The 13,518-nt window shown below is 71.1% G+C and carries 9 protein-coding genes and 1 pseudogene; 7 read left to right on the top strand and 3 right to left on the bottom strand.

All coding sequences use genetic code 11. The annotated features are described in order from the left end of the window. Positions 1-145 precede the first annotated feature (145 nt). Positions 146-1,195: an LLM class F420-dependent oxidoreductase gene (locus ACTWOL_RS07105; protein ID WP_474295469.1), complete on the top strand. Its 1,050-nt coding sequence runs from the start codon at positions 146-148 to the stop codon at positions 1,193-1,195. 257 nt (positions 1,196-1,452) lie between these two features. Continuing rightward, positions 1,453-2,262 carry a hypothetical protein gene (locus ACTWOL_RS07100; protein WP_474295467.1) on the top strand — a complete coding sequence of 270 codons (810 nt, stop codon included), beginning with the start codon at positions 1,453-1,455 and terminating at the stop codon, positions 2,260-2,262. Between the two features lie 48 nt (positions 2,263-2,310). On the opposite strand, the gene corA is transcribed toward ACTWOL_RS07100, so the two are convergent. Continuing rightward, entirely contained in the window at positions 2,311-3,294 is a 984-nt protein-coding gene (gene corA / locus ACTWOL_RS07095; RefSeq protein WP_474295465.1) for a magnesium/cobalt transporter CorA, read from the bottom strand. A 171-nt stretch (positions 3,295-3,465) separates the two neighbouring features. Here corA and ACTWOL_RS07090 point away from each other — a divergent pair, with 171 nt between their 5' ends. The 5 genes from ACTWOL_RS07090 (at position 3,466) to ACTWOL_RS07070 (ending at position 10,194) form a co-directional block, all read left to right on the top strand. Further along, positions 3,466-4,170, top strand: a complete 705-nt coding sequence (locus ACTWOL_RS07090; RefSeq protein ID WP_474301108.1) for a histidine phosphatase family protein — start codon at positions 3,466-3,468, stop codon at positions 4,168-4,170. 60 nt (positions 4,171-4,230) lie between these two features. Next, positions 4,231-4,821 carry a DUF3090 domain-containing protein gene (locus ACTWOL_RS07085; RefSeq protein ID WP_474295462.1) on the top strand — a complete coding sequence of 197 codons (591 nt, stop codon included), beginning with the start codon at positions 4,231-4,233 and terminating at the stop codon, positions 4,819-4,821. Next, positions 4,818-5,606, top strand: a complete 789-nt coding sequence (locus ACTWOL_RS07080) for an SCO1664 family protein (RefSeq protein ID WP_474295460.1) — start codon at positions 4,818-4,820, stop codon at positions 5,604-5,606. The genes ACTWOL_RS07085 and ACTWOL_RS07080 overlap by 4 nt, the downstream gene beginning before the upstream one ends. A gap of 135 nt (positions 5,607-5,741) precedes the next feature. Continuing rightward, complete coding sequence (mshC, locus tag ACTWOL_RS07075) at positions 5,742-6,971, top strand: cysteine--1-D-myo-inosityl 2-amino-2-deoxy-alpha-D-glucopyranoside ligase (RefSeq protein ID WP_474295458.1); 1,230 nt, start codon at positions 5,742-5,744, stop codon at positions 6,969-6,971. Positions 6,972-7,113: 142 nt separating this feature from the next. Then, the gene (locus ACTWOL_RS07070) at positions 7,114-10,194 is read left to right on the top strand and encodes an NPCBM/NEW2 domain-containing protein (RefSeq protein WP_474295455.1); all 3,081 of its coding nucleotides are present in this window, start codon (positions 7,114-7,116) and stop codon (positions 10,192-10,194) included. A 279-nt stretch (positions 10,195-10,473) separates the two neighbouring features. On the opposite strand, the pseudogene ACTWOL_RS07065 reads toward ACTWOL_RS07070, so the two are convergent. Beyond that, positions 10,474-11,463: pseudogene (locus ACTWOL_RS07065) on the bottom strand (PAC2 family protein); the annotation flags it as partial. A gap of 434 nt (positions 11,464-11,897) precedes the next feature. Further along, entirely contained in the window at positions 11,898-13,508 is a 1,611-nt protein-coding gene (locus tag ACTWOL_RS07060) for a glycerol-3-phosphate dehydrogenase/oxidase (RefSeq protein WP_474295454.1), read from the bottom strand. Between the last annotated feature and the right edge of the window lie 10 nt (positions 13,509-13,518).

Genomic DNA, 13,518 nt, shown 5'->3' with positions numbered 1-13,518 from the left:
CTGGCCAGGGCCCCACTCCGAGCGACCCTGTGGACAACTCGCCCCCGAACCGGGCCCCCGCCACCGCCCGGTCACCCCTGACGGATCCGGGGCCGCCGCGCTAGAGTCCGCGAGAACGACGTTACTCATCGGTAAGGGGAGCGGTATGCGGCTCGGCATCAATCTCGGCTATTGGGGCGCCGGCATGGACGGCGACAACCTCGCCGTCGCGCAGGAGGCCGACCGGCTCGGCTACGACGTGTGCTGGGCCGCCGAGGCCTACGGCTCCGACGCCCCGACCGTTCTCGCCTGGGTCGCCGCCCAGACCGAGAGCATCGACGTCGGCTCCGCGATCTTCCAGATCCCCGCCCGCCAGCCCGCGATGACCGCCATGACGGCGGCCACCCTCGACTCGCTCTCCGGCGGCCGCTTCCGGCTCGGCCTCGGCGTCTCGGGACCGCAGGTCTCCGAGGGCTGGTACGGCGTCAAGTTCGACAAGCCCCTCTCCCGCACCCGTGAGTACGTCGAGATCGTGCGCAAGGCCATGACGCGCGAGCGCCTCTCCTACGAGGGCGAGCACTGGACCCTCCCGCTGCCCGGCGGCCCCGGCAAGCCGATCAAGCTCACCGTCCACCCCGAGCGCGAGCACATCCCCCTCTACATCGCCGCCATCGGCCCCAAGAACCTCGAGCAGACCGGTGAGATCGCCGACGGCGCCCTGCTGATCTTCCCGTCCGCCGATCACCTCGAGGAGACCGCGATCCGCCACATCCGCGCGGGCCGTGAGAAGGCGGGCAAGACGATGGAGGGCTTCGACGTCTGTCCGACCGTTCCGCTCGCCGTCGGCGACGACGTCAAGGGCCTCGCCGACATGTTCCGCCCGTACACCGCGCTCTATGTCGGCGGTATGGGCAGCCGCAAGCAGAACTTCTACAACCAGCTCGCCCAGCGCATGGGATACGAGCAGGAAGCGGCGGAGATCCAGGACAAGTACCTCTCCGGGGACAAGAACGGCGCCGCCGCGGCCGTCCCGCACGAGCTGATCGACTCCACGACGCTGCTCGGCTCCGTCGAGCGGATCGCCGAGCGGATGCAGGCGTACGCCGCGGCCGGGGTGACCACGCTGACCCTCGCCCCCGCGGGATTCACGCTGGACGAGCGTCTCGCCGCCCTGCGAGCCGGCACGGACGCCCTGGAGCGCTCCGGGCTCGCGTAAGGGCGTCGGCGCCGCCCTGGCAGACCTGCGGCCGTGGTGGGGGCTCGGGGTCATCCCCGCCACGGCCGTCACGACGTCTAACGCGCCGGGCGGCCCCGGGTCACGGGGCGAGCGTGAGCGACAGGGGCGTGCCCGGCTTGCCCGGGGCGCCCCCACGCGCTCCTTCTTTCGGCGGAGCGGTCCGCTTCATCGGTTGCCTGTCCGGCCTGTCCGCATTTGACTCGTTCTTTGCGGATGTCCGACTGGAGGTGGCAGTGATGCTTTCGGCCCGAAGCCTGTTCCAGGAGATCCTCGACAACGACGACTCCTACCAGCTGTTCTGCTCGATCGCGGCCAGCGGGGAGACCCAGGGGGGCTGGGAGAACGGCAGGATCGCCACACTGGTGCCCGCGGGCATGCGCGAGCTCACCCCGAAGATCACCCGGCACGGCGCGGACGAGGACAAGCACGGCCGGATCTTCAACGCGCTGCTCAAGAAGCGCGGACTCGACCCCGTCGAGGTCCCGCCCGAGACCGACTACACGATGCTCCTCGAGAAGCACGGAATCGGACTCGCCCACGACAAGCTGCGCCGTGACGAGCCTCTGACCGAGCGGGACATCATCGTCTACCTCTCGCACAGCCGGGTCACCGAGCAGCGGGCCGCCGACCAGATGGACATGCTGGTCAGGTACTTCGGCGATCACCCCGAGGTCGGCAGGGCGATCCGGCAGATCTGCCACGACGAGGACAACCACCTGGCCTACTGCCACGAGGAGTTGCTCCGGCTTGCCTACGCGGGCCACGGCCGTACCATCCAGAGCACCCTGCGTGAGTGCGCCCTCACCGAGGTCACCGTCTACCGGGACGTCAGCCTCGCCGTCATGGCGCACATGGGCAGGCTGCTGAACTGGCCGAAGGCCAAGTCGGCGGCCCTGGCCGCCGGTATCCACGGGATGTACGTCTACGAGCGCGCCGGGGGCTGGCGGCGCATGGTCAGTCTGAAGATGCCCGATCGGCGCAACGCCCTCGGGGTCCCTCCGCCGGAGGCAGGGGGAGGACCGGCGACGACGGCCTCCGCCGTCTGAGCCCCGCCCGGCCGCAGTGCCCGCAGCCACGGTGCCGGCACCCTCGGATCACAGCCACCCGCGGCGTTTGAACTGCCGGTACAGCCCGTACACCACCGCGGCCATCACCAGCAGTACCGCCGGATACCCCCAGGTCCAGCGCAGCTCGGGCATGTGCTCGAAGTTCATGCCGTAGATGCCCGCGACCATCGTCGGGATCGCCACCATGGCCGCCCACGCCGAGATCTTGCGCACATCGTCGTTCTGCCGCACCCCCATCTGCGCGAGATGCGCCGCCAGGATGTCCGACAGCAGCCGGTCGAGACCCTCGATCTGTTCGTTGACCCGCAGCAGATGGTCACTCACATCGCGGAAGAACGGTTGGGAGTGGTCGTGGACGAAGGGGACCGACGCGCCGGCGAGCCGTTCCACGGGTGCCGTCAGCGGCCCCGTCGCCCGGCGGAACTCCAGCACCTGCCGCTTGAAGGTGTAGATCTTCGCCGCGGTGTTCCGGGAGTCGCCCCCCTCGGGTGCGAAGACCTCCGCCTCCAGCCCTTCCAGGTCCATCTGGAGCTCGCTCGCGACCTCGATGTAGTGGTCGACGATGGCGTCGCTGACGGCGTACAGGACCGCCGTCGGGCCGTGCCTGAGGACCTTCGGGTCGGCCTCCAACCGCAGCCTTACGGCATGCAGCGGGGCGCTCTCCCCGTGCCGCACCGTCACCACGAACGAGTCACCGACGAAGACCATCACCTCGTCGGCGGAGACGGTGTCGCTCCCCGTGTCGTACTTCAGCGGTTTGAGGACCACGAACAGCGAGTCGTCGTAGACCTCGAGCTTGGGGCGCTGGTGGGCGGTGAGCGCGTCCTCCACGGCCAGCGGGTGCAGCCCGAACTCGCTGCGGACGCGGTCGAACTCCTCCGAGGTCGGCTCGTACAGACCGATCCACAGGAAGGCGTCCCCGCTCGCGCGAGCCTGGGCGAGGGCGTCGGAGAGGTCGTCGGGACCCTTCGTGCGGCGCCCTTCCCGGTAGATGGCGCAATCCACGATCACGGCGCGCATTCTTCCGCGCCCGGGCCCGGCCCGCACCTCCGGACTCTGTGTCCCCCGCAGGGCCCGACGCACGGTCCCGCGGCCCGGGCGCTCCGGGGCGGCCGGGCACAGCACCAGGGCACGCGAGCCCGGCAAGATCCAGACGAAAGGCTCCACGGGACAGCCCTTAGGCTGGCCAGCATGGCCACGCTGATCCTCGTACGCCACGGACGCTCCACCGCCAACACCGCCGGGGTACTCGCGGGCTGGACGCCCGGGATCGCCCTCGACGAGCGGGGCGGGCTGCAGGCCGCGGCGCTGCCCGGGCGGCTCGCCGGGGTGGAACTCGCCGCCGTCGTCACCAGTCCGCTGCAGCGCTGTCTCGAGACCCTGCAGCCGTTGCTGGACGCCCGCCCGGCCCTGCCGCTGCACACCGACGAGCGGATCGGCGAGTGCCACTACGGCGACTGGTCCGGCCGCAAGCTCGCCGAACTCGCCGACGAGCCCCTGATGGAGGTCGTCCAGCACCACCCTTCGGCCGCGGCGTTCCCGGGCGGCGAGTCGATGCGGGCCATGCAGGCGCGTGCCGTCGACGCCGTGCGCGACTGGAACGCGCGGATGGAGCACGAGCACGGCGAGGACGCCGTCTACCTGATGTGCTCGCACGGAGACATCATCAAGTCCCTGGTGGCGGACGCGCTCGGGATGCACCTCGATCTCTTCCAGCGCATCCATGTCGAGCCGTGCTCCGTGACGGCGATCCGCTACACACGGATCCGGCCCTTCTTGTTGCGGCTCGGCGACACAGGGGACTTCGGATCCCTGACCCCGGCCAAGCGTCCTGCGGAGGGGCAGGACGGTGCCGCTGTGGTCGGGGGCGGCGCGGGCGCACGGTGATCGGTCGGAGCAGTAGGGTGGACGAGCCGAAAGCCCGCTGATTCTCAAGGGAGACAGGACGTGCCCCGTCAGGTATTCCTCTACGACCCACCGGACCGCTTCGTGGCCGGCACGGTCGGGCTGCCTGGGCGCCGTACGTTCTTCCTGCAGGCTTCCGCGTCAGGGCGCATCACCAGTGTCGCCCTGGAGAAGACCCAGGTCGCGGCGCTCGCCGAGCGGATCGACGAACTGCTCGACGAGGTGGTGCGGCGCACCGGGGGCAACGCCCCCGTGCCCGCCATGGCGCCCACGGACATCGCCGACACCGCACCGCTCGACGCGCCGGTGGAGGAGGAGTTCAGGGTCGGCACCATGGCGCTCGCCTGGGACGGCGAGGAACAGCGCATGATCGTCGAGGCGCAGGCGCTCGTCGAGCTCGACGCGGATTCCGAGGAGGATCTCGCCGAAGCCGAGGAACGGCTGCTGCAGGACGAGGAGAACGGACCGCCGATGCTGCGCGTCCGGCTGACCGGGGTACAGGCGAGGGCCTTTGCCAAGCGCGCCCTGGACGTCGTGAACGCGGGGCGGCCGCCGTGCCCCCTGTGCAGCCTGCCGCTCGACCCGGAGGGACACGTATGTCCGCGCCAGAACGGATACCGCCGCGGAGCGTGACCGCTCTCGATCTGCTCGCCAAGGGCGAGCTGACGGTGAAGGGGCGGGTCCGTGAGGCGTCCAACGCGGTGCTGTTCTGCACCCTGTCCTACGACGGCGAGGAAGCGCGCTGCGTCTACAAGCCCGTCGCCGGCGAGCGGCCCCTGTGGGACTTCCCCGACGGCACACTGGCACAGCGCGAGGTCGCGGCGTACGAGATCTCCGAGGCGACCGGATGGGGACTGGTACCGCCGACCGTGCTGCGGGACGGCCCGTACGGCGAGGGCATGGTCCAGCTCTGGATCGAAGCGGATCCGTCCGCCGAAGGGCTGCTCGCCCTGGTCGAGGCCGAGGAGCCGGGCGACGGCTGGAAGGCGGTCGGCCTCGCCGATGTGGGGGAGGGGCGCACCGCGCTGCTCGTCCATGCGGACGACCCGCGGCTGCGGCGGCTCGCCGTGCTCGACGCCGTGATCAACAACGGCGACCGCAAGGGCGGGCATCTGCTGCCGACGGCGGACGGCCGACTGTACGCGATCGACCACGGCGTCACGTTCAACGTCGACGACAAGCTCCGCACCCTGTTGTGGGGCTGGGCGGGGGAACCGCTGACGGCGGAGGCCACGGACGCCCTCGGTGCGCTCGCGGACGCCCTCGACGACGGGTCCGGCCTGGCCGGCCGGCTGGCGAAGCTGCTGACGGCGGCCGAGGTGGCAGCCGTCCGGACGCGGGTGACCGCGCTGCTGGCCGAAGGGCGTCACCCGGAACCCTCGGGCAGCTGGCCGGCCATCCCCTGGCCGCCGGTGTAGCCGTACGCCCAGGGCACCGCTCCGCTGTGACCGGTTCTCTTACTCCCAGGTCACCGTCGCACGCAAGAGTGCCCCACCGGCCAAGAAGCGGTATCCGGTTCGTATCCGGAACAGGCATCCGGTTACGCTCGTGGCATGCATGCCTGGCCCGCTTCTGAGGTCCCCGCCCTGCCCGGCACGGGCCGCGACCTCCGGATCCACGACACCGCGACCGGGGGTCTCGTCACCCTTGACCCCGGTCCCGTCGCCCGTATCTACGTCTGCGGAATCACCCCGTACGACGCGACCCACCTGGGTCACGCGGCGACCTACAACGCGTTCGACCTCGTTCAGCGCGTGTGGCTCGACACCAAGCGGCAGGTTCACTACGTCCAGAACGTCACGGACGTCGACGATCCCCTGCTCGAGCGCGCGCAGCGGGACGGCGAGGACTGGGTGGCGCTCGCCGAGCGCGAGACGTCCCTGTTCCGGGAGGACATGACCGCGCTGCGGATGCTTCCCCCCAGGCACTACATCGGCGCCGTCGAGGCGATACCGGGAATCGTCCCGCTCGTGGAGCGGCTGCGCGACGCCGGCGCCGCGTACGAGCTCGACGGCGACATCTACTTCTCGGTGGAGGCCGACCCGCACTTCGGGGAGGTCTCCCGCTACGACGCCGAAGTGATGCGCGCCCTGTCCGCCGAGCGCGGCGGGGACCCTGAGCGCCCCGGCAAGAAGAACCCGCTCGACCCCATGCTCTGGATGGCCGCCCGCGACGGCGAGCCGAGCTGGGACGGCGGAAGCCTGGGCCGGGGTCGTCCGGGCTGGCACATCGAGTGCGTCGCCATCGCCCTCGACCACCTCGGTATGGGCTTCGACGTCCAGGGCGGTGGCTCCGACCTCGCCTTCCCCCACCATGAGATGGGCGCCTCGCACGCGCAGGTCCTCACCGGCGAGCACCCGTTCGCCAAGGCCTATGTGCACGCCGGCATGGTGGCGCTGCACGGCGAGAAGATGTCCAAGTCCAAGGGCAATCTGGTCTTCGTCTCCACCCTGCGCCGTGACGGCGTCGACCCGGCCGCCATCCGGCTGGCGCTGCTGTCCCGCCACTACCGGGCCGACTGGGAGTGGACCGACCAGGTCCTGGAGGAGGCGCAGGCCCGCCTCGGCCGCTGGCGCGCGGCCGTATCGCGGCCTGACGGTCCGTCGGCCGACGCGCTGGTCGAGGAGATCCGCGAAGCCCTCGCGAGCGATCTGGACGCTCCGGCCGCACTCGTCGCCGTCGACCGCTGGGCCGAGCGCCAGCGGACCGAGGGCGGGACGGACGAGGGCGCGCCCGGTCTCGTGTCCCGTGCGGTGGACGCCCTGCTGGGTGTCGCCCTGTAACCAGGCTCATTGCCGTCCGGCGCGTCCGGCGCCCCTGGAGCTCTCCGGAGCCCGGGGGCGCCGTCGCTTTTCGGCCCTGCCTCCAGGCTCACCCCTGGTTCCATGCTCGTTTCTGCGCTAAGTACGCCGTATGCCATCACCAATGCGCATCAGAGCAGGGGTGGGGACGGCTATCGCCGGGGCGCTGCTCGGTCTGGTCGCCGTGGTCGCCGCTCCGTTTCCGGCAGCCGGCGGTGTGCCCCGGGCCGGCGGTCTTCCCCCAGCCGGCGACCCTCCTTCCACCACCGTCGGTGATCTCACCGGATTCTCGGCCGACGGGGCCGTCTACCGGCTGACGGCAGGCCGGGCCGAAGTCCGGGTCAGCTTCGTGTCACCGCTGACCTTCCGTCTGGAACTCGCCCCCGACGGCGCGTTCACCGACCCGACCGGCACCGATATCGTCCTCCCGCAGGGCGGACCGCCCGCGACCCACTGGAAGGACCGCGGCGACCGCTACGAGCTCAGCACGTCTCAGATGACCCTGCGCGCCTACAAGTCGCCCCTGCGCTTCGCCCTCCACCGCGCCGACGGCACCCGGCTGTGGGCCGAGACCCGCGGGCTGAGCTGGAGCGGGACCACCACGACCCAGACCCTCGAGCGCGGCGCGGACGAGCAGTTCTACGGCGCCGGCATGCAGAACGGCCGGGGCAACACCTCGCACCGCGGCAAGACCGTCGAGGTCGGCGTCGACTACAACTGGAACGACGGCGGTCACCCCAACTCCGTGCCGTTCTACGTGTCGTCGGCCGGCTACGGCGTCTACCGCAACACCTACGCCCCCAACACCTATGCGTTCGGCGATCCGGTGACCACCACGGCGAAGGAACTCCGCTTCGACGCCTACTACTTCGCGGGGCCCGGGATGAAGGACGTCATCGGGCAGTACACCCGGCTCACCGGAAAGCCGTTCCTGCCGCCCGTCTACGGCCTGGAGATCGGTGACGCCGACTGCTATCTGCACAACGCCAACCGCGGTGAACGGCGCACCCTGGACGCGTTGAAGGTCGCCGACGGCTACGTCGCCCACGACATGCCGAACGGCTGGATGCTCGTCAACGACGGCTACGGCTGCGGATACGAGCATCTCGCCGAGACCGCGACGGGTCTCGTCCAGCGCGGGACTCGGCTCGGCCTGTGGACCGAGGACGGCCTCGACAAACTGGCCGAACAGGTACGGGCCGGCCAGCGCGTCGCCAAGCTCGACGTCGCCTGGGTCGGGGCCGGCTACAAGTTCGCCCTCGACGGCTGCAAGGACGCCTACGCGGGCATCGAGGCCCACAGCGACGCCCGGGGCTTCACCTGGGCGCCCGAGAGCTGGTCCGGCGCACAGCGCTGCGGAGTCCAGTGGTCCGGAGACCAGGCGGGCAGCTGGGAGTACATCCGCTGGCAGATACCGACCTATGCGGGAGCAGCCATGTCGGGCCTCGCCTACACCACGGGTGACGTCGACGGCATCTTCGGCGGCAGTCCCCGGACGTACACCCGGGATCTGCAGTGGAAGATGTTCCTCCCGGTCACGATGACCATGGACGGCTGGGCGCCCACCGACAAGCAACCCTTCCGGCACGGGGAGCCGTACACCTCCGTCAACCGCCGCTACCTCAAGCTTCACGAGGCCCTGCTGCCGTACTTCTACACCTACGCCCACGAAGCCACGAAGACGGGCGTCGGGCTCGCCAGACCGCTGGTGCTCGAGTATCCCGACGACCCGGATGCGGCCACGGACGCGGCGAAGTACACCTTCCTCAGCGGCAGGGACTTCCTCGTCGCACCCGTGTACCAGGACACCGTGCGACGTGACGGGATCCATCTGCCGGAGGGCACCTGGATCGACTACTGGAGCGGACGGACCTACGAAGGCCCCGCCACCGTCGACGGCTACAGCGCACCGCTCGACACCCTGCCCCTGTTCGTCCGTGCCGGGGCCGTCGTCCCCATGTGGCCCGGCGGGATCCGCTCCTACGCCGACCGCGCACCCGGGTCACCGCTCGCGTGGGACATCTACCCCCGGGGCGGCTCGTCCTTCACGCTCTACGAGGACGACGGAGTGACACGCGAGCACCGGGGCGGCGCCTACGCCACCCAGCGCGCCGACGTCGCCGCGCCGCGCCGGGGAGCGGGGGACGTGACGGTGCGGATCGGGGCGAGCGAGGGCTCCTTCACGGGTAAGGCGGCCGGCCGCCCCTACCACTTCACCGTGCACACCGGGGACGCCCCGAGCGATGTCGTGCTCCGGGGGCGCTCGCTTCCCCGGATGGCTTCCGGGGCCGCCTTCGAGCGGTCCCCTCGCGGATGGTGGTACGACGCCGGCGACCGCGGGGGAGTCGTCAAGATCAAGACCGAACCGCTGCGCACCGACCGGGCCTTCTCGCTCGTGCTGAAGGACACGGCCGCGGTCGGCGGTGCCGTGCCTGGCGCGGCCGCGGTGGTCGCCGCGCCGATCGGGCAGGAGCTGGGCGCGGGGGAAGAAGGGACGATCGCGGTCGACGTCACCGCGGGGACCCGGGACGCCACGGGGGTCTCGGTCTCGCTGGCTGCGCCAGCCGGCTGGAAGGTGACACCGGCCGGGCCTATCGCCCGTGTTCCCGCGGGGACCACTCGGCGTATCGCCCTGAAGGTCACCGCGCCAGGCGACGCGGCACCGGGCGAGGTGACGCTGACCGCCACCGCGCGCTACCGCTCGGCCGGTGCCTCCCGCACCGCCGTCCAGCGGTTCGCGACCGCCGTGGTACCGAAGCCGCCGAACGGTGATGTCTGGGCGAGCGAACTGGTGTGGCTGACGTCCGGCAACGGGTGGGGGCCTGCCGAACGCGACCGCAGCAACGGTGAGTCGGCCGCCGGCGACGGACGGACGCTCACGCTTGCCGGCACGACCTACGAGAAGGGGATCGGCGCGCACGCCGACTCCGACATCGAGGTCCATCTCGGCGGCCGGTGCAGCGGGTTCACTGCCGATGTCGGCATCGACGACGAGATCGACGGCTATGGGGAGGTGGCCTTCTCGGTCGAGGCGGACGGCGAGGTGCTGTGGACGTCGTCCAGGCTGAGCGGGGCGTCGCCGACCGTACCCGTCGACGTGGACGTGACCGGCGCCCGGCACGTTCGTCTCAAGGTCACCGATACCAACGGCTCCAAGAGCGGGGACCACGCCGACTGGGCGGGGGCCCGGTTCCGCTGCCCCTGACCTTGTAGTGCCCGCCGAACGCCGGGGCGATTGCCGGACGGTCGGGCACGGGCGGGTACGGACACGGGAGCGGGGCGGTGCCCGACAGGCGCCGCCCCGATCTTCCCCGACCGTTCAGTCCTCTGACGGATCCGTCGGATCCGTCGGATCCGCCGGATCCTGCGAATCCTGCGAATCCTTTGAATCCCGGGAGTCGTCCGGCTTCGCCGAACCCGCCGAACCCGCCGAACCCGCCGAACCCGCCGAGTCCTTCGGCTCCGTCGAGTCAGGGGCGGGGCCGTCGTCGGAGCCCGCCTGCCCGTGCTCGGGCTCCAGCCGTTGGGGCTTGGGCGGACGAGTCCGCCCGCTGGACGTGCCGCGCAGATACGAGCCGCCGTCACCGCCCTCGGCCGCAAGCCCGCCCGGTGGCTGTCCGGGGCCTGCCGGACCACCGTCACGCCGCCGCAGATATCGCTCGAATTCGCGCGCGATCGCTTCCCCGGAGGCCTCGGGGAGCTCGGCCGTGTCCCGCGCCTCCTCCAGCGTCTGGACGTACTCCGCCACTTCGCTGTCCTCGGAGGCCAGTTGGTCCACGCCCAGCTGCCAGGCCCGTGCGTCCTCCGGGAGTTCGCCCAGGGGAATGCGGAGGTCGATCAGGTCCTCGAGCCGGTTCAGCAGAGCCAGCGTCGCCTTCGGGTTGGGCGGCTGGGAGACGTAGTGCGGCACCGCAGCCCACAGTGACACGGCGGGCACCCCGGCATGCGTGCACGCCTCCTGGAGGATCCCGACGATGCCGGTCGGGCCCTCGTATCGGGTCTCCTCCAGATCCATCGTCCTGGCCAGGTCAGGGTCCGAGGTGACACCGCTGACCGGCACCGGACGGGTGTGAGGTGTGTCTCCGAGCAGCGCGCCCAGGATCACGACCATCTCCACGCCCAGCTCGTGCGCGAAGCCCAGCAGCTCGTTGCAGAACGAGCGCCACCGCATGGACGGCTCGATCCCGCGTACCAGCACCAGATCACGGGGCTTCTCACCGCCGATCCGGACCACGGAGAGCCGGGTGGTGGGCCAGGTGATCTTCCGCACCCCGCCGTCCAGCCACACCGTGGGCCGGTTGACCTGGAAGTCGTAGTAGTCCTCGGCGTCGAGCGCCGCGAACACCTCCCCCTTCCACTCCCGGTCCAGATGCGCGACCGCGGTGGAGGCGGCGTCGCCGGCGTCGTTCCAGCCCTCGAACGCGGCCACCATGACCGGGTCGATCAGCTCGGGAACCCCCTCGAGCTCGATCACCCAGTGCCTCCTTCCGACGTTTCCTTGCTTACGGACCAACCTTACGGCTTCAGGGGTGCGCGCCCGAGCCCCTGTGCACCGCCGGGTGAACTTCGCGGGGGCGGTGGCACAGGCCGACAGACCAGCGGTTTCCGGCCAGGGGCTTTTCCCGGGGTGGGGCGGGTGTGCGGGGCGGGGGGCGAGGCGCACCACCCGGCGCCGGCCGGGACGCGCGGCCCGATTGGGCATCGGCGACGGGTGCCCGCTGACCGGCGGTCGGCATCGGCTCCGAACGGACGGACAAACGGGCCGAGTTCGGCCGTGGCGATCCCCTTGGCCGCCTCCGCGGCCGCAGTTGCCGCTTCCCCGGGCGCCAAAGCGGCGGGGGGCGGCTCCCGAAGGAACCGCCCCCCGCCGGGGGACATCGCACCGCGCTGCTCAGTCCCTGTTCTGGATCAGTCCCTGTTCTGGAGCAGGCTCTCGACCCCGGCGCGGACGTCGTCCGTCGCCAGCCCGCGGATCGTCAGGGTCGTGCGGCGGCGCAGCACGTCGTCCGCCGTCTCGGCCCACTCGTGGTCGCGCGCATAGACGACCTGCGCCCAGATCTCCGGGGCGTCGGGGTGGATCCGCTCACCCAGCTCCGGGTTGTCGTTCGCCAGCCGTGCGATCTCGAACGACAGCGAGCCGTAGTGCGTGGCCAGGTGCCGGGCGGTGTCGGCGGCCATGCGGGGGCCGGGTGCCGGGCCGTCCACCAGCAGCCGGTGCGCCACCGCGCGCGGATTGGCGATGCCCGGCAGCGGGAGCTTCTTCGGCAGCTGCGCGACCGGCTCCATGTCGTCGGCGAGCGGCCGGCCCGGCAGGGTCGCCAGCTTGTGTATCACCGTGCGGCCGATGTGGCGGAAAGTCGTCCACTTGCCGCCGGCGACCGACAGCATCCCCCCGCGACCCTCCGTGACCACCGTCTCCCGCTTGGCCTTCGAGGTGTCGCCGGGGCCGCCCGGCAGCACCCGCAGGCCGGCGAAGGAATAGGTGATCAGATCGCGTGACAGCTGCTGGTCGCGGATCGAGAACGCGGCCTCGTCCAGGATCTGCGTGATGTCTTTCTCGTTGACCGAGACGTCCGCCGGATCGCCCTCGTACTCCTCGTCGGTCGTACCGAGCAGCAGCATGTCCTCCCACGGGAGGGCGAAGGTGATGCGGTACTTGTCGATCGGGGTCGCGAGGGCGGCCTTCCACGGCGAGGTGCGCTTCAGCACCAGATGGGCGCCCTTGGAGAGGCGGATGGAGGGAGCCGCGTTCGGGTCCTCCATCTTCCGCAGGTGGTCCACCCAGGGGCCGGTGGCGTTGAGCACCAGCCGGGCGTCGACGCCGAACTCGGTGCCGTCCGTACGGTCCCTGAGCTCGGCGCCCGTGACCCGGCCTCTGGTGAAGCGCAGTCCCGTGACCTCGGCGTGGTTGAGGACGGCCGCGCCCGCCTGGACGGCCGCGCGGACCGTCATCAGCGCCATACGGGAGTCGTTCATCTGGTCGTCGCCGTACACGGCGACGGCCCTGAGGTTCTCCGTGCGCAGCTCCGGAACGTCCCGCTGCGCCTTGGACGGGGATATGACGTGTCCGACGCCGTCACCGAACGCGGAGAGCGCCGAGTAGGCGAACACCCCCGCGCCGAGCTTGGCAGCGCCGTGCGGTCCGCCCTTGTAGACCGGCAGATAGAAGGTCAGCGGGTTGGCCAGGTGGGGGGCCACCTGGCGCGAGACCGCACGGCGCTCGAAGTGGTTCTCCGCCACCAGCTTGACCGCGCCGGTCTGCAGATAGCGCAGACCGCCGTGGAGCAGCTTGGAGGAGGCGGAGGAGGTGGCGCCGGCGAAGTCGCCGGCGTCCACCAGGGCCACCCGCAGTCCGGCCTGCGCGGCATGCCAGGCAGTGGAGATGCCCAGGATGCCCCCGCCGATCACCAGGAGGTCGTACGTCGCCTTGGCAAGCTGCTCCCGGGTCTCGGCGCGGCTCGGCAGGGAACCGGAGGCCGGGCGCGTCCCCACGGCAGGGACGCTCTGCAGGGTGGTCATGATCGATAGC

The organism is Micromonospora sp. IBHARD003 (assembly GCF_056106285.1).
The sequence above is the reverse complement of the archived record's forward strand: the minus strand, read 5'-3'. Positions and strand labels throughout refer to the sequence as shown.

Excerpts from the sequence above, each read along its gene's own strand:
- ACTWOL_RS07100 (WP_474295467.1), top strand. The coding sequence starts at position 1,453 with ATGCTTTCGGCCCGAAGCCTGTTCCAGGAGATCCTCGACAACGACGAC.
- ACTWOL_RS07070 (WP_474295455.1), top strand. The coding sequence starts at position 7,114 with ATGCGCATCAGAGCAGGGGTGGGGACGGCTATCGCCGGGGCGCTGCTC.
- mshC (WP_474295458.1), top strand. The coding sequence starts at position 5,742 with ATGCATGCCTGGCCCGCTTCTGAGGTCCCCGCCCTGCCCGGCACGGGC.
- ACTWOL_RS07060 (WP_474295454.1), bottom strand. The coding sequence starts at position 13,508 with ATGACCACCCTGCAGAGCGTCCCTGCCGTGGGGACGCGCCCGGCCTCC.
- ACTWOL_RS07105 (WP_474295469.1), top strand. The coding sequence starts at position 146 with ATGCGGCTCGGCATCAATCTCGGCTATTGGGGCGCCGGCATGGACGGC.